The following is an 18,022-nucleotide window of genomic DNA, read 5'->3' as shown; positions in this document are numbered from 1 at the left end:
ATATTAAAACTACTTTAGTAATTCATTTTGCAAACAAAAAGCATAATTATTTGATTTTTAATATATTTCTATATCTATATTTATCTATTAAAAATCAAAAAAAGTGCTTTGCATTTTTATTCATAAGCTGAGCATAAGTCCTCGTTTAGTGGAAAAATATTTCTTTTGTAAGGTAATGACAGCAATACAAGGTGTCATTATGTCTAATTCTCTATCTAAAACGACGGGATACGTCCAAGTCATTCAAAATGATCAACAAGCGATTAATGCCGCTTATCAAGTGGCTGATTTTGCTTTAGAGGGTCGTAATACACGTGATCAACAACGCTTATTACCGCATGAGCAAATCGAGAGCTTTAGCCAAAAAGGTTTAGGCGGAATTCGCATTGCAAAAAAATATGGTGGTGCTTTTGTTTCCAATAAAACTTTGGCTCAAGTTTTCCGTATTTTAAGTAAAGGCGATGCCAATGTCGGTCAAATTCCACAAAATCAGATTAGCCTGTTAAACCTCATCGAAATCTTGGGTACAGAACAACAAAAACAATTTATCTTTTCAGAAATATTAGCAGGCAAACGTCTTGCTAACGGCGGTCCAGAGCGTAATACACATGACTCAAAAACACTAAAAACCACGCTTACCATTGAAAACGGTAAATACATTTTAAACGGTGAAAAATTTTATTCGACTGGAACAAGTTTTGCGCATTGGCTCGCAATTAAAGCGGTTCATCCCGAAGGTCATGTGGTTTTAGTCATTGTTAACCGGGAGGCTCAAGGTATTGAAGTCATTAATGATTGGAATGGATTTGGGCAACGTACCACAGCGAGTGGTACAGTTAAATTAAATCATGTTGAAGTTAACCCTGATCTTATTTTTGATGAACGTTTATTGACTCAAACCCCTACTTATCGCGGTGCTTATTCTCAGTTATTACAAGTAGCCATTGATGTCGGTATTGCAGAAGCTGCATTTGATGACACGTTATCAACTATTCATAAAGCACGTCCAATTATTGATGCAAACGTTGAAAAAGCCAGCTTTGAACATTACACCTTACAAGAAGTGGGTAAGTTAAATATTTTGCTCGATGCTGCAATCTTACTGCTTGATGAAGCTGCTGAATATTTAGATGAACTTGACCAACTTCAAACTGTGACTGATGAACAAGTAGCTAAAGCTTCAATTTTGGTTGCTGAAGCAAAGGTCTATGCCAATGATGCGGCTCTACAAATCTCTGAAAAATTATTAGAACTGGGCGGTAGCCGTTCAAGTTTAAGCCAACATAATTTAGATCAACATTGGCGAAATGCCCGTGTACATACCTTACACGACCCTGTTCGCTGGAAATTACATGCCATTGGCAATTATTACCTTAATGGTCATTTCCCTGCCCGCCACGCCTGGATTTAAGGAGAAATTGTCATGACTTCATATCAATCGGTTCAAACTAAACAAACATCGGCATCTGGCCAAGCACACATTATTCAAAATGATGCTGAAGCTTTAGAAGTTGCAAAACAGTTTGCTGAGCAATTTAAAAAAACCGCAGTTGAGCGAGACGCTAAACGAATTTTACCCTATACCGAAATCGATGCTTTGAGCCAATCAGGGCTTTGGGCAATTACAGTACCAAAACAATATGGCGGTGCTGAAGTTTCAAGTCATACAGTTGCTAAAGTGATTGCACTTTTAAGCGGTGCAGATGGTTCAATTGGACAAATTCCACAAAACCATTTCTATGCCTTAGAAGTATTGCGCAATACAGGCACAGAAGCTCAAAAACAACGTTTATACGGCGAAGTTTTAAATGGTACTCGCTTTGGTAATGCACTTGCCGAGTTTAAAACTAAAACTTCAACTCATAAACAAACCAACATTCGTCCGCATGAAAATGGATATTTGATTCAGGGTGAAAAGTTTTACTGCACAGGAAGTTTATTTGCTCACCGTATTCCAACCTTAGTTTTAGACGATGCAGGCCGAGAATATCTAGCCTTTGTAAAAAGTGGTTCACAAGGATTGAAACTTGTTGATGACTGGTCTGGCTTTGGACAGAAAACCACAGGCAGCGGCACAGTTAAATTTGATCAGGTTTTTGTCGATACAGATGATGTTATTCCTTTTGATACTGCATTCTTACAACCAACCTTAGTGGGCCCTTTTGCTCAAATTATGCATGCATCAATTGAGGTAGGCATTGCACGTGGAGCCTTTGAAGAAAGCTTGCAAAGAGTACATCAAGCCCGCCCATGGATTGATTCAAATGTAGAAACAGCAAACCAAGATCCTTTAACGATTTATGAATTAGGACGCATTGCCGTAGATGTACGGGCAAGTGAAGTGCTATTAAAACAAGCTGCTCAATCAATTGATGCCGCAAAAATTGAAACCACACCTGAAAGTATTGCTAAAGCTTCAATTGATGTGGCCAAAGTACGTGCTCATAGTAGCGATACCGCACTAAAAGCATCGTCTAAGCTGATTGAACTTGCTGGTAGTCGTGGTAGTCAGTCACAAGACGGCTTAGACCGTTTCTGGCGTAATGCGCGCGTTCATACATTGCATGATGCTGCGCGATGGAAATATTACTTTATTGGGAACTATGTTCTTAACGGTGTTCTACCACCTCGTCGGGGGACATTGTAATGGCTGATTTTAAAGCGAAAGAAATTTTACTAAACGCCTTTGATATGAACTGTGTTGGACATATCAATCATGGCTTATGGACACATCCACGTGATGAATCACACCGCTTTAATGAACTGAGCTATTGGACAGAACAAGCCAAAACCTTAGAAAGTGGTTTATTTGATGGTTTATTTATTGCGGACATTACAGGTGTCTATGACGTCTATCAAAACGGTATTGATCTGACTTTAAAAGAGTCCATTCAGCTTCCGAGCCATGATCCATCTACACTCATTTCTGCTATGGCGGCAGTCACTCAAAACTTAAGTTTTGGGGTCACTGTGAACTTAAGCTATGAGCATCCTTATCAATTTGCCCGCCGCTTTGCGAGTCTCGACCATTTAACTCAAGGTCGTATTGGCTGGAATATCGTGACGGGTTATCTAGATAGTGCAGAACGCTTGATTGGCCAAAAAGGTTTAAAAGACCACGATGCTCGCTATGAACAAGCCGAAGAATTTTTAGAACTTTGCTATAAATATTGGGAAGGTTCATGGGAAAACGACGCCGTTAAAAAAGATAAAGTACAGCGTGTTTTTACAGATCCATCTAAAGTTCACACCATTCACCACCAGGGAAAATATTACCAAAGTGAAGGTGTGTTTCAGGTGTCTCCTTCTGTGCAACGCACCCCAACACTGTTTCAAGCAGGTGCTTCACCAAAAGGTATGCAGTTTGCTACTCGTCATGCTGAATGTGTGTTTATTGGCGGCGACAAACCCGAAAAAATACGCGACCAAGTGAAAAAGATTCGTGCTCTTGCAGAACAGCAAGGCCGTTCAGCGGATGACATTAAAGTCTTCGTTGGCATCACCGTTGTTGTGGCCGAAACACATGATCTGGCTGTACAAAAACTTAATGAATATCGTCAGTATGCAAGTCCTGAAGCAGGCCTCGCGCATTATGCGAGTTCAACTGGCATCGACTTAAGTAAATTTGCCGACGATGAAGCGATTCCTTACCAAAAAAGTAACAGTATTGTTTCAATTACCGAAAAGTTTAAAGAGCAACAAATCACGAAAAATGATTTAAAAGCTCAGCATGTTTTAGGTGGTCGTTATCCCCTCATCGTGGGTAGTGGCGAAGAAGTTGCTGAATACTTAATTCATCTTTTAGATGAGACCGATATTGATGGCTTTAATTTGACACGTACAGTTGCGCCTGAGTCTCACCACGACTTTATTCGCTTGGTTATTCCTGAACTACAGCAACGTGGTCGCTATAAAACTGCATATAAAACGGGTTCACTACGGAACAAAATTTTTAATCGGGGTGATCAATTACCAGAACAGCACCCTGTTCAAGCGTTCCGATGTAGTCCCTATAACAACAGCAAAAACCTAACAAAAATTGAAGAAATAACCGCTTAAATTTGGAGATAGACATGGCTCAAATAGCCTCTAAAAAATGGCTAGGCGTAGGCTTAGTCGTTGTAGTCCTTTTTGTTGCTTTATTCTTATGGAATAAACATCGTCAAAGTGGCTCAAATGAACTTGTGATTGGTATTAGTCCACCATTTGCAAAACCTTTACAAGCTGCTGCCGATGAAGCAAAGAAACAAGGTTTAAATGTGAAACTGGTTGAGTTTTCTGACTGGAACACACCAAACATTACCTTAAATCATGGGGATATTGATGCCAACTTTTTCCAGCACCAACCTTTCTTAGACAATGCAATTAAAGAAACTGGCTTTAAATTAAAAGCATTTGCAGTAGGGGCAGCATCACATGTGGGACTTTATTCAAAGAAATATAAAAGCCTTGATGAATTGCCACAAAACGCACGTGTAGTCATCCCAAATGATCCAGTGAATCAAGGTCGTGCCCTACTCCTTTTACAGCAAGCTAAATTAATTACGCTTAAAGATTCAAACAATCATTTATCTGCACTCAAAGATGTTGTTTCAAACCCTAAAAACTTGCAATTTATTGAGGTTGAAGGACCACAAACTGCTCGTGCAATTGATGATGTTGACTTAGCTTTTGGCTATCCACATTACTTACGCTTAGCAAAAACAGCTGACCCTAATAGTGCACTTTTACTGGATGACAATACCAATAAACGTTATGCCATTTTGTTTGTAGTACGTGACGACTATCAAGATAAGGGCGATAAATTAAAGAAATTTGTTGAGATCTATCAAAACTCGCCAAAAGTTAAAGCTGTTTTAGACGCTGAGATTGGGCCAAAACTTTGGTTCCCTGGCTGGAAGTAATAACGGAAATATTATGGCGATTCAGTTCAAACAGCATAAGCCTTGGTTACTCGGAATTACGATTTTAATCGTAGTTCTGGGCCTCGTCGGTTACCGTTATATTAAAAATAAACAAGCCGATGATGTTTTAACGATTGGCATTAGTCCACCTTATGCTGAGTTATTACAAAGTGTTGCCAATGAAGTAGAAAAGCAAGGCGTTCATGTCAAGCTTGTTGAATTTTCTGATTGGCGAGCACCAAATGTTGCCGTACAAAACGGTGATATTGATGCAAACTTTTTCCAGCAAAGCGTATTTCTACGTAATGCTGTTAAAGAAACGGGTTATGACTTACATGCATTTGCCGTGGGCTCAGGAAGTCATGTCGGTTTATATTCAAAAAAATATAAATCACTTAAAGACTTACCTTCAAATGCACGTGTTGCTATTCCAAACGATCCCGTCAATTTAGCTCGCGCTTTAATTTTATTGCACCGTGCAGGTTTAATTCAGCTTAAAGACATTAATAATGAACTTTCAACCACTCAAGACATTATTGCTAATCCCAAACAGCTGAGCTTTGTTGAGGTTGAAGGCCCGCAGACAGCACATGCATATAACGATGTCGATTTAATTTTCGGCTTCCCTCACTACTTAAAAATGGCAAAGGTAACCGACCCACATAGCGCATTATTTTTGGACCCAATCGATAAAAAATATGCAATTTTGTTTGTGACCCGTCGCGATTACCAAGATAAAAACCAAAAACTTGCAACCTTTGTTAAAGCATTCCAGAACTCAAAACAAGCACAAGATATTCTGGATAAAGACTTTGGCCAAGGTATGTGGTTTCAAGGCTGGAAATAAGGAGAATGACAATGGTGAGTTTTGGATCACAAGTTGATTTTTCTCTACCCCATATCAAAATTCGTGGTTTAAATAAGTTTTACCAATCGCAGGGTCAAAAACTGCATGCTTTAAAAGAGATTAACCTTGATATTCCTCAAGGTAAGATTTTAGGCATTATTGGTAAAAGTGGTGCGGGAAAATCTTCCCTACTCCGCACATTAAATGGCTTAGAACAAGTAAATACTGGCAGCATTCATATTCATCAACAAAACATTGCTGAATTGAGTCATTCAGAGCTTATTCAAACTCGCCAACGCATTGGAATGATTTTTCAACATTTCAATTTGATGTCTGCAAAAACGGTCTGGGAAAATGTGGCATTGCCCTTAAAAGTTTCCAATTACAACAAAGCAGATATCGATCAACGTGTAAATGAAGTTCTGGCACTCGTAGGTCTTGCAGATAAGTCTGGTCATTATCCGTCGCAACTTTCAGGCGGACAAAAGCAACGTGTCGGTATTGCACGTGCACTTGTTCACCATCCAGAAATTTTACTTTGCGATGAAGCCACCTCAGCACTTGATCCAGAAAGTACTGCCACTATTTTGGCTTTACTTAAAACGATTAATCAGGAACTTGGTCTAACGATTGTACTCATCACTCACGAAATGCAAGTCATTCGAGAAATTTGTGATCAAGTCGTGGTGATTGACCAAGGTGAAATTGTAGAGGCTGGGCAAGTTTGGTCTGTATTTTCACGACCAGAACAACAGATTACTCAAGAATTACTGAATCTTGAACAGATCACCCTGCCTTTTAAAATCAGTACTCTACCCGATGAAGATTCGACTCATATTATTGTAAAACTGAAATATGAAGCTGAAGCACATCAGGTTCCGGATATTCAAGAACTACTTGCCAAATTCAAAGCACCCGTCAATTTATATCAAAGTCAGGTCGATACCATTCAAGGGCACATTATTGGTTCACTTTTAGTCGGTATTCCTAACGTAGAAATTAATCTTTCATCTATACGACAAGATGCATCAACTGCAATTGCACAATTTGAGGTACTTGGCTATGCACGACCAGCTCATTGATTTATTAATTACTGGAACTGTAGATACCTTACTCATGGTAGGTGCATCTGCGTTTATTGCTTTTTTAATTGGCTTACCTATTGCTGTTGTTTTAGTTAGCACTTCTGAGCATGGCATTCATCCGTCACAAAAGATTAATCAGGCTTTAGGTTGGGTCATCAACATTACTCGTTCTGTGCCCTTTCTTATTTTAATGGTTGCACTTATTCCGCTTACTCGCTGGATTGTCGGGACAAGTTATGGGGTTTGGGCAGCGGTTGTTCCCTTAACTATTGCAGCAATTCCCTTTTTTGCGCGTATTGCAGAAGTCAGCTTACGTGAAGTCGACCAAGGTTTAATTGAAGCTGCACAAGCCATGGGTTGTAACCGTAAACAAATTATTTGGCATGTGCTTTTACCAGAGGCTTTGCCGGGTATTGTAGCAGGCTTTACCGTGACTATTGTGACTATGATTAACTCCTCTGCGATTGCTGGTGCTATTGGTGCAGGTGGCCTAGGAGACATTGCTTATCGTTATGGTTATCAACGTTTTGATATGCAAATTATGTTGGCTGTAATTTTTGTGCTTATTGTTTTAGTCATGTTAGTACAAGCGACTGGCGATGCATTAGCCCAGCAACTTGATAAACGTAAAGTTTAAAAGCAATACAACCCCGCTCTAGCCATGACTTTGTCATGGCTTTCATGTAAAATCAGCAACAATTTTTAATTTACACATTTGTGAGTGGTTTTCATGGGTTTTAATTGCGGTATTGTTGGTCTGCCAAACGTAGGGAAATCTACCCTTTTCAATGCATTAACGAAAGCAGCGATTGCAGCGGAAAACTTCCCTTTCTGTACCATTGAACCAAACACAGGTATTGTTCCTGTACCAGATCCACGCTTAGACAAACTTGCTGCGATTGTTAAACCACAGCGTATTTTGCCAACTACAATGGAATTTGTGGACATTGCAGGTCTTGTTGCTGGTGCATCAAAAGGTGAAGGCTTAGGTAACCAATTCCTTGCTAACATCCGTGAAACTGATGCAATCGCTCATGTTGTACGTTGTTTCGAAGACGAAAACGTAATTCACGTAAATGGTAAAATTGATCCATTAGACGACATTGCAACGATTAATACTGAACTTGCGCTTGCCGATCTTGAAACTGTTGCTAAAGCAATTTTACGTTTAACTAAAGTTGCTAAAGGCGGTGATAAAGAAGCTGTAGCAACTAAAGCAGTTTTAGAGAAAATCCAACCTTTACTTGACGAAGGTAAACCAGCTCGCGCGGCTGATTTGTCTGATGACGAGCGTAAATTAGTTCGTGGTTTTGGTTTAATGACTTTAAAACCAACCATGTATATTGCAAACGTTGCTGAAGATGGTTTTGAAAACAACCCCCACTTAGACGCAGTTAAAAAACTTGCGGCTGAAGAAAACGCAATTGTTGTTCCTCTTTGCAACCAGATCGAAGCTGAAATTTCATTATTAGAAGATGAAGATCGTGCTGAATTCTTAGAAGCAATGGGCATGGAAGAACCAGGTTTAAATGTGGTTATTCGTGCAGGTTATGCGCTTTTAGGTTTACAGACTTATTTCACTGCTGGTGTACAAGAAGTTCGTGCATGGACAGTAAAAGTTGGCGCAACCGCTCCTCAAGCAGCTGGTGTGATTCATACTGACTTCGAAAAAGGCTTTATCCGTGCTGAAGTTGTTGCATATGATGACTTCGTACAATACAACGGTGAAAACGGCGCTAAAGAAGCTGGTAAATGGCGTTTAGAAGGCAAAACTTACGTTGTTCAAGACGGCGATGTAATGCACTTCCGTTTTAACGTATAAGTTAAAGTTTAAGAAAGAAAAAGCCCCATCATATTGGGGCTTTTTTTATTGTTAATGACTTAAATCCATCGCCTCTCGTTTACTGCGCGCCTCTTGTAAAATACGCGCATGCAAAGGCTTTCTAAAACCTAGCATAAATATAAATTCTGCCAATACAAATAATGGCCCTATGGCAAGTCCAATCACATCATCAACAAAAGCTGGTTTTTTCTTTTCGAAATAATGCCCAACAAACTGAAAGACCCAACCCACCACAAAGAAACCAATACTTGCCGCTAACCATTGTCCTAAGGATAATTGAGCAATTTGGCTCGCCAGTGGATACACAGCGGCTAAAAGAATCAGCATAATTACGCCAAAAACTTTATCTAAAATGAAATAATAGATCGTACTAACTGCAATCAACACTACAGCTAAAGTCAGTTTAAAACTGCCAATATCGACTCCAGCTCTCGCAGTTAAACATAAAATTGAAAACACGATGAGCGGAATACCGATAAAATGCGTCAAAATATTTTGATGATTTAAGTGGTAAGCTGCATATTTGCTAAGCTGTTGCTCCAGATTTGACATGAGTTGTTCCCTATTCATCTATCTATAGTCATACTGTACAAATAAGGAAAACTTAAAGTTGTCAGCTATTTGACAAAGTAATGATTTTTTCATGGATGGGCTGATATTGGATCTTATTTATATTAATCGACTAAGAGAAAATACATGGTTTAGTTTGCTTCCGGAAGCATTCCAAAATTTTATTTTAGAACATGGTAAGCAAAGAACATTTGAAAAAAACAATTATGTGTTCCGTGCCCAAGATGTATTTGATGGTATTTATACTGTGCTTGAAGGCTCAATTAGCTTAGGTTATGTCGACGTAAATGGTAACGAAGCCCTTTCTGCAATTGCTGAGCCAATTATGTGGTTTGGTGAAATATCGCTGATTGATCATGAACCACGTTCGCACGATGCGATTGCTTTGAAAAAAAGTATCGTTCTACATATTCCTGCAAAACCATTAAATGAGCTACTCAAGGACAATCCGTATTATTGGTACTACTTCGCGCGCTTAACCAGTCAAAAGCTCAGATATGTTTTTTTAGAACAGATCGCTATCCAAACACGCAGTATTTCTCAAAGACTTGCTCAACGTCTTTTATTTATTCTAGAGGGTTACGGCAATCATCTTATTGTCCAAGAAAGACAAATTCATATTTCTCAAGACCAATTAGCTAATATGCTAACCGTCTCGAGACAGACCATTAATCACGAATTAAACTTGTTAGAAAAACAAAATATTATTAAAATTGCCTTTAGAAAAATTGAAATTTTAGATATCGAAAAATTAAGTTTAATTGCAAAATCTAATACTTAAAGACGCTATATAATAAAAACTTAAAATTAAATTAAAAAATCAGATAACACTGCAAAATAAAACATTGTTCAAACTCTATTTCACAAAATAAGTATTCCAAAACAGAAATTTTCATTTTACACTCAGACTGAGCAATAATACTCAAAAACTCAACAAGGCGCTGATTAACATGAAAAAATTATCAACAATTCTTACAGCTGGCGTATTGGCAATGTTAAGTGTTTCGGCATTTGCATGTCCAAAGGGAACTCAACTCCAAGGAGGAACTGGACCACATCATAAAGGCGGTAAATGTGTTGCTGTAAGCGGCAAAACTACTGCTCAAAAAGCAAAAAAAGAAGCTGAAAAAACAAAACAAGATGTTAAAAAAGATATGAATGAGCAGAAACATGCTGCAATGACTAGCGCAACTCACGCTAAACAAGAAGCAAATCAAGCTACTCACCAAATGAAACAAGATGCTGTAAAAACTGCGAACACTGCTAAAACTGCGACAAAACCATAATTAATATTGATTAATTTATGAGTTAAAAAAAGCGAGATTCAAAATCTCGCTTTTTTATATGCAATGACTTTATTTTGGAGATGTATTTCCTAAATTTGGATTTGCAATTGCATCCTTACACTGCTGTTTATCACGCTCGTAATCAGCTTGTTTTTGAGCAACAGAATTTGAATTTTCCACAGTTTCTCTTGCCCACACATCTAGACTTGTTAAGGCTTTGCGGCAAAGTGCATATTTTCCTTCAGTTACCGAATCTGTCATTTTTACATTAATACGCCAATCCGTACTGAGCTGACGTAGCGGTTTACGAACCTTATCATTGATTTGATTAAGCTGTTTCCCATAGACTAAAGGATCAACCGTGTTAATTAATGTCCATGCCTTATTTGCATAGACCGTTGCATCATTGGTTAATTTCGGCGCTGGTTTAATTTCAACTTTTTTATCCGTGCTCTGATTTCCATTATCACAGCCTTGCAATATAAATACGCTCGCACTCAGGATGGCGATATAAACTAAACGAGTCTTTGACTTGAACATATCAAACTGCCGAATTAAACATTTCGGCACTATGCTATTAAATTCGGCTACAATACTCAATCTTTCAAGTTTTTATAATTGTTTTCCTGCCAAGGTGCATTGTGTCAAATCAACAACAGATGGCTGCTCAAACAGCAACTTTTTGGCAAGGTGCCAAAGATAGTCAAGCCATCGTACTTACCTATTTACCCGTTTCTTTTGCTTTTGGCGTTTCAGCATCTCAATTTGGTTTTAGCCCGTGGGAAGCATTTTTTCTTTCTTGCTCCATGTATGCCGGTGCTAGCCAATTTCTAGTGGTGGCTCTTTTAGCAAGTGGTTCATCTATCTGGTTAACTGCCCTAACGGTTATTGCACTTGATATTCGCCATGTCCTTTATGGTCCAGCGCTCTATAACCTAATTCCGAATAAACTGAACTTAAAAAAGACAGCTGTTTGGGCTTGGGGTCTTACAGATGAAGTTTTTGCGAGTGGAATGATTCAGCTTTCACAGCGCAAGCAGCAATGGTCTGAATCTTGGATGTTAGGTTTAAGTCTGTTCAGCTGGATGTCGTGGGCAAGTGGTTCGTTGTTAGGTGGACTCTTTGCAGATCAAGTCGCTCATCTTCCAAAATTTTTACAAGCAGCTCTAGACTTTTTACTACCAGCTTTATTTTTAAGTTTTTTACTCGCGGCTTTTGAACGTAAACATACTTTGGTTGTCGGCGTATCCTTAGTGGTTTCAGCCTTAGCCTGTTATTGGATTAACTTATCTGCTGCTATTTTTATTGGTATTTTTTCAGGCATTTTAGCGGGTCTATTTAAATATTATGTGCTGAAACAGTTTGATGAGGTTGAAGCCTGATATGAATTTAGAAATTATTTTGGTGGGTATTATTGTTGGTATTGCCAATTTTGCTTCACGTTTCGGACCATTCTTCGTTATACAAAAACTACAAGGTTCTCATCAAAAACGTGGTTCTGTATGGATAAAAATTGCATTGGGAAGTATTGGTATATCTGCAATTAGCGCCATGCTTGTGGTAGCAACTCTTCCACCACTTCTTAAAAATCCAGATAAAAGTTTAGCTATGCTCATCGGCTTTCTGGTTTTAGCAGGTCTTTATTTTAAATTTAAGAAAATTGTTCCAGCAACGTTAACTGCTGCGCTCGTTTATGGCTTGATCTACACTTATTTACCTTTATAAATAGATAAACTTATCAACCTTATATAATATATAAATACTAGAAGTGATTAAAAATAATGACTTCTAGCATGAAAATTCATTTTTGAAATTTATTAAAAGATAACACCATCTAGCGATTAGAGATAAAAATGTCACAAGTTAAAATTTATGCAAATGAACAAACCATCATGCAGTATCGAGAAATGCTTTCTCATGCAGTTCATCAGGCCCTCATTGAAGAGTTGAAATACCCAATCGAGAAGAGATTTCAAAGGTTTATTAGCCTTAAACCAGAAAATTTTATCTATCCATCAGACCGAAGCCAGCACTACGTTATTATTGAACTTTCAATGTTTACTGGCCGAAGTACCGAAGCCAAGAAAAGATTAATTCAAACTTTATTTCGTAATATTGAACAGTATTGCCGAATTAATCCTCAAGACATTGAAATCACTATTTTTGAAACCCCTAAAGAAAATTGGGGCATCCGTGGTCAAAACGCAGATGAATTACGTTTAAATTATCAAGTTAACGTTTAAAAACGACTTACCGCATTGTCTGACAAAATTCATCTTTTTATGCGTTATAAGGCTTAACTCCACCATAAGTTCTGCTATGCTTAAAAAAATAATTTTGTCAGGATGATTCGCATGAGCGTGACACTCGGTACCCCACTTCAATCTTCTGCATTTAAAGTTTTATTGTTAGGTTCAGGAGAGCTTGGCAAAGAAGTTGTAATTTCCCTACAACGCCTTGGTGTAGAAGTACATGCAGCCGACCGTTATGATCATGCACCAGCCATGCAAGTTGCACACTTTTCTTATGTGTTAAACATGGCTGATCCTTCTCAATTAAAACAGCTCATTGAAAAAGTTAAACCGAATTTAATTGTTCCAGAAATTGAAGCAATTGCGACAGAAGTTTTGCTTGAGATTGAAGCTAACCAAACAGCAACTGTCATTCCTTCTGCTAAAGCTGTAAACCTCACCATGAACCGTGAAGGTATTCGCCGCCTTGCGGCTGAAGAGCTTGGTTTACCTACTTCTGCTTATCGTTTTGCTGACTCTTTAGAAAGTTTCCGCGCCGCGTGTGATGATATTGGTTATCCAAACTTTGTAAAACCAGTCATGTCATCTTCAGGTAAAGGTCAGTCTCGTGTAAAAAGTTTCGATGAAGTCGATGCTGCTTGGGAATATGCGATGCAAGGTGGCCGTGTTAATCAAGGCACTGTCATTATTGAGTCTCAAATTGATTTTGATTTTGAAATTACGCTACTTACCGTTCGTGCTAAAAACCCTGAAACCGGTGAAATTGAAACTCACTACTGTGACCCAATTGGTCACCGCCAAGATGCAGGCGATTATGTAGAAAGCTGGCAACCTCAACCCATGACTCCTGTTGCACTTGAAGAAGCAAAACGTATTGCAAATAAAGTGACAACAGCACTTGGTGGCTGTGGTATTTTTGGTGTAGAACTGTTTATTAAGGGTGATAAAGTTTGGTTCAGTGAAGTTTCACCTCGTCCACACGACACAGGACTTGTAACTTTAGCATCTCAGTATCAAAGTGAATTTGAATTGCATGCACGTGCCATTTTAGGTTTACCTGTAAACACAGCACGCCACAGTGTGGCCGCAAGTGCCGTAATTTATGCGGGTGTAGATGCTAACAATTTAAGTTATAGCAATCTGAATGTAGCTTTAGCTCATCCAGATACCGACTTACGTTTGTTTGGTAAACCGGAAGGTTTCAAACGTCGTCGTATGGGTGTCGCAACTGCTCGTGCTGAAAATACAGATCTTGCTCGTACTTTAGCGAAAGAAACCGCTGATCAAGTAAGCGTTCAAACAAACTCTTAATTTTTACTTATTGGTAGACCCATTTTCATGATCAATACATCGCCATTGTTGAACTATGTCTCAAGTCATCATGATATTAAAGCCATTAATCAGTGGCGAACGGATGTAGAAAAGCAATTGCAAGATTCATATGAAAATGGGCAATCTATTCGTGAAATTATTAAAGCCCGTTCAGATCTAGTTGATGAGGCACTGATCTTTTTATGGAAACATGCTGAACTCGATCAGACTGAATTGGGTCTTTTTGCTGTAGGTGGTTATGGGCGCCGTGAAATGCTGCCCTACTCTGACGTCGATATCATGATTTTGTCAGAACATGAAATCAGTGAAGAAAATGAAAAACGTATCTCTACTTTTATTTCTTCATTATGGGACGTTGGAAACTTTAAACCCGGCATTAGCGTTCGTACCATTCAAAGTTGTGTTGAGCAGGCTGCTACCGATTTAACCGTTGCAACAACACTCATTGAAGCGCGTTTGATTACAGGTAATACTCAACTTGCGAGATGGCCTCGCCGCATTGTTTCGCAGACGTGGACAGATAAAACCTTTTATGACGCAAAAATGGCAGAACAAGCTAAGCGTTACCACCAACACAACAATACTGAAAGTAATTTAGAACCTGACATTAAAAATGCACCCGGCGGTATTCGCGATATTAACCAGATTGGTTGGATTGCCAAACGCCACTTCCGTGTAAACCGTATTTATGACTTAGTACATTTAGGCTTTATTTCAGAATTTGAGTTGGGTGTTTTAGAAGAAGCTGAAAGTTTTCTTTGGGAAATTCGTCACCACTTACACCGTTTAGCGAAACGTGACGAAAACCGTTTGCTTTTTGACCATCAAAGAGAAATCGCCGCAAAATTTGGCTATGTTCGTCAAGAAGGTCAACCTGTAAATTACGGCGTTGAGCAGTTCATGAAACGCTACTACCGTACGGCGCAACAGGTTTCGACACTGAATGAAATGCTACTGGCGTATTTTAGCGAATCGGTGATTACACCTCGACTACCCAACTACGAACGCAAAATTGAAGTTGTTAACGATCACTTTAAGATTGTCGATAATAAACTTGCCGTACAGCATCATAAAATATTCGCTGAGCATCCAAGCGCGATTTTAGAGTTGTTCTATATTTTAGCAAATAGACCAGATATCGAAGGTATTCGTGCTCGTACTTTACGCTTACTTATTCTTGCAGCAAAAAGAATTAACCAAAGTTACCGTAATAACCCAGAAAACCAAGCATTGTTTATGTCGATTATTCGCTCACCATATCGTCTATACGATACCTTGGTTGCGATGAAACGTTATGGTGTTTTAGGAAACTATATTCCTGCTTTTGGTCAAATTATGGGTCTTATGCAATATGACCTATTCCATATCTATACGGTTGATGCCCATACTTTATTATTGCTGCGCAATTTAAATCGTTTTAGAGAACCTGAATTTGCTAAAGAGTTCCCTGTAGTAAGTTCAGTTTTCCAACGTCTTGCTCGTCAAGATATTGTGTTTATTGCTGCTTTATTCCATGACATCGCAAAAGGTCGTGGTGGTGATCATAGCGAACTCGGTGCCGAAGATGCGATTGAGTTTGGGCGTGCACATGGCTTTACAGAACGTGAATGCAAATTAATTGCATGGTTGATTCAAAACCATTTGCTCATGTCACTCACTGCTCAGAAAAAAGATATTTCTGATCCAGACGTCGTAAAAGATTTTGCAGAAAAACTGGGCGATATGGAGCATCTCGATTATCTATACACCTTAACGGTTGCCGATATTAATGCGACAAATCCAAAACTTTGGAACACATGGCGTGCATCACTTATGCGTCAGCTTTATACGCATGCCCGTGATGTAATCCGTACTGGTTTAGGTCGTCCTGTTGACTATCAAATGCTGATTGAAGACACCAAATTTGCAGCAAGTGAATTACTCGTGAATAACTTCGCATTGGCAGATGTCGAAAAAGTATGGCAAGAACTTGGTGATGAATACTTCATTAAAGAATCGGCCGATGAAATTGCATGGCACACACAAGCTATTTTAAAACACGGCGATAACCCTGAGCCATTAGTCCTCTTACGTGCTCACCGTAAAGCAGCTCAAGATGCGGTACAAATCTTTATTTATACACGCGATCAACCTAACCTGTTTGCTACAACCGTTGCCGTTTTAGACCGAATGAACCTAGACGTTCAGGACGCAAAAATTATCACGGCAAGTACAGCATTTAGCTTAGACACCTATGTTGTACTCGATCGTTTCGGTACATTGCTTACCGACCCAGAACGCGAAGAAACGGTTAAAAATGCATTAGTGAAGGCACTTAGCCAACCAGACCAATACCCGGGACTCATGCAACGCCGTATTCCACGTCAATTACGTCACTTTGACATTGAAAATACAGTCGACGTTACATTGAATGAAGCTTTACAGCAAAACATGGTCGAAATTTCAACACTTGACCATCCCGGCCTACTTGCACGTGTAGGTGGTTTATTTATGATGCAAGGTTTAGACATCCATTCAGCCCGAATTGCAACTTTAGGTGAACGTGCAGAAGATATTTTCTTTGTCACCAAAAAAGATGGAAAACCACTGAATCACGAAGAGGTTAAACTCTTCTCGGAAAAACTGAAAGCTGCATTAGATGAAGCATCTAATCAAATTTGTCAGCACTGAAACTCAACTACTTGGTAACTGTTTAATGAACTCTAGCTTGTCGTTATTACATCCGTATCCATTTGAAAAGTTAAACCAACTTTTTAAGGATATTACCCCAGCTAACCTTCCCTTGATTCCTCTATCAATTGGCGAACCGAAGCACCCAGCACCAGAGTTTGTTAAACAGGCTATTATTGATAACTTTAACCATCTATCCACTTATCCAAACAGTAAAGGCTTACCAGAGCTTCGCCAAAGCATTGCAGATTGGCTAACTAAGCGTTTTAAACTGAATAGTATTAGTGCTGAAAACCACATCTTGCCTGTGTCTGGTACGCGTGAAGGAATTTTCTCTTTTGTACAGGCATTAATTAACCGTGAAGATGCACCATATGTGGTAATGCCAAACCCGTTTTATCAAATTTATGAAGGTGCAGCATTACTTGCCGGCGCAAAGCCATACTTCATTAATTGCACAGAAGAAAACGGTTACTTAGGTGATTTTGATGCCGTACCAGCAGAAGTTTGGGAAAAAACAGCCCTTCTTTTTGTATGTACACCGGGGAACCCAACAGGTACTGTGCTTTCTAAAGAACAATTTAAAAAACTGATTGCCTTATCTGATCAATATAATTTCGTTATTGCTTCTGATGAATGCTATTCAGAGCTTTGGTTCGACCAAGCACCTACAGGTTTATTAGAAGTTTGCGCTGAACTTGGACGTGATGACTACAAAAACTGTATCGTCTTCCATTCACTTTCAAAACGTTCAAACTTACCGGGTATGCGTTCAGGTTTTGTAGCGGGTGATGCTGCTTTATTAAAGCCATATTTGCAATACCGTACCTATCACGGCGCAGCAATGCCTGTTCAACATCAACTTGCATCAATTGCGGCATGGAATGATGAAGATCATGTTGAAGAAAACCGTAAGCAATATCGTGCAAAATTTGACTTATTCCAATCTGAACTAGGCCATTTACTGCCATTACAAAAACCTGATGCTGGTTTTTACTATTGGCTAAAAGTTGATAATGATGAAACTTTTGCCAAGATGCTCATGGAAAAAGCACATATTAAAGTTTTACCGGGTCGTTATCTATCTCGTGATACGGAACAAGGTAACCCTGGAGCCAACCATGTACGTATGGCTTTAGTGGCAGACTTGGCACAATGTGAAGAAGTAGTTAAGCGTTTAAAAGCAGTTCTTTAAGTCTCTTCTTAGCAGTTGTACAGCCTTTTACTCAGGTT

General features: G+C 39.0%; 18 protein-coding genes. 16 read left to right on the top strand and 2 right to left on the bottom strand.

Annotated elements, in window-relative coordinates; translation table 11 throughout:
• The first annotated feature begins 175 nt into the window (after positions 1-175).
• The 8 genes from ACG59Z_RS09820 to ychF all read left to right on the top strand — a co-directional run bounded on the left by ACG59Z_RS09820 (position 176) and on the right by ychF (position 8,658).
• Positions 176-1,411 carry an SfnB family sulfur acquisition oxidoreductase gene (locus ACG59Z_RS09820; protein ID WP_396479370.1) on the top strand — a complete coding sequence of 412 codons (1,236 nt, stop codon included), beginning with the start codon at positions 176-178 and terminating at the stop codon, positions 1,409-1,411.
• A gap of 12 nt (positions 1,412-1,423) precedes the next feature.
• Positions 1,424-2,647, top strand: coding sequence for an SfnB family sulfur acquisition oxidoreductase (locus ACG59Z_RS09815; protein WP_400199046.1), 1,224 nt, complete (start codon positions 1,424-1,426; stop codon positions 2,645-2,647).
• On the top strand, positions 2,647-4,059 hold the full coding sequence (locus tag ACG59Z_RS09810) for an LLM class flavin-dependent oxidoreductase (RefSeq protein WP_400199045.1): 1,413 nt from the start codon (positions 2,647-2,649) through the stop codon (positions 4,057-4,059). Before ACG59Z_RS09815 ends, ACG59Z_RS09810 begins: the two co-directional genes overlap by 1 nt.
• 14 nt (positions 4,060-4,073) lie before the next feature.
• A complete protein-coding gene (locus ACG59Z_RS09805; protein ID WP_400199044.1) occupies positions 4,074-4,904 on the top strand; it encodes a MetQ/NlpA family ABC transporter substrate-binding protein in 831 nt (276 codons plus the stop codon).
• A 13-nt stretch (positions 4,905-4,917) separates the two neighbouring features.
• Positions 4,918-5,751, top strand: a complete 834-nt coding sequence (locus ACG59Z_RS09800; protein WP_400199042.1) for a MetQ/NlpA family ABC transporter substrate-binding protein — start codon at positions 4,918-4,920, stop codon at positions 5,749-5,751.
• 5 nt (positions 5,752-5,756) lie between these two features.
• A complete protein-coding gene (locus ACG59Z_RS09795) occupies positions 5,757-6,833 on the top strand; it encodes a methionine ABC transporter ATP-binding protein (RefSeq protein ID WP_400199041.1) in 1,077 nt (358 codons plus the stop codon).
• A complete protein-coding gene (locus ACG59Z_RS09790; RefSeq protein ID WP_004792864.1) occupies positions 6,814-7,473 on the top strand; it encodes a methionine ABC transporter permease in 660 nt (219 codons plus the stop codon). Before ACG59Z_RS09795 ends, ACG59Z_RS09790 begins: the two co-directional genes overlap by 20 nt.
• A gap of 93 nt (positions 7,474-7,566) precedes the next feature.
• On the top strand, positions 7,567-8,658 hold the full coding sequence (ychF, locus tag ACG59Z_RS09785) for a redox-regulated ATPase YchF (RefSeq protein WP_004642544.1): 1,092 nt from the start codon (positions 7,567-7,569) through the stop codon (positions 8,656-8,658).
• Between the two features lie 51 nt (positions 8,659-8,709).
• Here ychF and ACG59Z_RS09780 read toward each other — a convergent pair whose 3' ends face one another.
• A complete protein-coding gene (locus tag ACG59Z_RS09780; RefSeq protein WP_049065043.1) occupies positions 8,710-9,231 on the bottom strand; it encodes a DUF962 domain-containing protein in 522 nt (173 codons plus the stop codon).
• A gap of 91 nt (positions 9,232-9,322) precedes the next feature.
• Here ACG59Z_RS09780 and ACG59Z_RS09775 point away from each other — a divergent pair, with 91 nt between their 5' ends.
• On the top strand, positions 9,323-10,030 hold the full coding sequence (locus ACG59Z_RS09775) for a Crp/Fnr family transcriptional regulator (RefSeq protein WP_400199035.1): 708 nt from the start codon (positions 9,323-9,325) through the stop codon (positions 10,028-10,030).
• Positions 10,031-10,199: 169 nt separating this feature from the next.
• A complete protein-coding gene (locus ACG59Z_RS09770; RefSeq protein WP_396462817.1) occupies positions 10,200-10,535 on the top strand; it encodes a hypothetical protein in 336 nt (111 codons plus the stop codon).
• Positions 10,536-10,604: 69 nt separating this feature from the next.
• Here the strand turns inward: ACG59Z_RS09770 and ACG59Z_RS09765 are convergent, their stop codons facing one another.
• Complete coding sequence (locus tag ACG59Z_RS09765; protein WP_400199033.1) at positions 10,605-11,075, bottom strand: hypothetical protein; 471 nt, start codon at positions 11,073-11,075, stop codon at positions 10,605-10,607.
• Positions 11,076-11,194: 119 nt separating this feature from the next.
• On the opposite strand from ACG59Z_RS09765, the gene ACG59Z_RS09760 reads away from it, so the two are divergent.
• The 6 genes from ACG59Z_RS09760 to dapC all read left to right on the top strand — a co-directional run bounded on the left by ACG59Z_RS09760 (position 11,195) and on the right by dapC (position 17,984).
• Positions 11,195-11,917: an AzlC family ABC transporter permease gene (locus tag ACG59Z_RS09760; protein WP_400199082.1), complete on the top strand. Its 723-nt coding sequence runs from the start codon at positions 11,195-11,197 to the stop codon at positions 11,915-11,917.
• Between the two features lies 1 nt (position 11,918).
• The gene (gene ygaH / locus ACG59Z_RS09755; protein ID WP_263613527.1) at positions 11,919-12,260 is read left to right on the top strand and encodes an L-valine transporter subunit YgaH; all 342 of its coding nucleotides are present in this window, start codon (positions 11,919-11,921) and stop codon (positions 12,258-12,260) included.
• A 128-nt stretch (positions 12,261-12,388) separates the two neighbouring features.
• Positions 12,389-12,778 (top strand): tautomerase family protein, encoded by a 390-nt coding sequence (locus tag ACG59Z_RS09750; RefSeq protein WP_400199031.1) that lies wholly within the window; start codon positions 12,389-12,391, stop codon positions 12,776-12,778.
• Between the two features lie 102 nt (positions 12,779-12,880).
• The gene (purT, locus tag ACG59Z_RS09745; RefSeq protein WP_400199029.1) at positions 12,881-14,098 is read left to right on the top strand and encodes a formate-dependent phosphoribosylglycinamide formyltransferase; all 1,218 of its coding nucleotides are present in this window, start codon (positions 12,881-12,883) and stop codon (positions 14,096-14,098) included.
• A gap of 27 nt (positions 14,099-14,125) precedes the next feature.
• Positions 14,126-16,789, top strand: coding sequence for a [protein-PII] uridylyltransferase (glnD, locus tag ACG59Z_RS09740; protein ID WP_263613524.1), 2,664 nt, complete (start codon positions 14,126-14,128; stop codon positions 16,787-16,789).
• Between the two features lie 25 nt (positions 16,790-16,814).
• Positions 16,815-17,984, top strand: coding sequence for a succinyldiaminopimelate transaminase (dapC, locus tag ACG59Z_RS09735; RefSeq protein ID WP_400199080.1), 1,170 nt, complete (start codon positions 16,815-16,817; stop codon positions 17,982-17,984).
• Positions 17,985-18,022 lie beyond the last annotated feature (38 nt).

Origin of the sequence: Acinetobacter sp. ABJ_C1_1 (genome assembly GCF_044684115.1) — a bacterium.
GTDB lineage: Bacteria > Pseudomonadota > Gammaproteobacteria > Pseudomonadales > Moraxellaceae > Acinetobacter > Acinetobacter nosocomialis_A.
The sequence above is the reverse complement of the archived record's forward strand: the minus strand, read 5'-3'. Positions and strand labels throughout refer to the sequence as shown.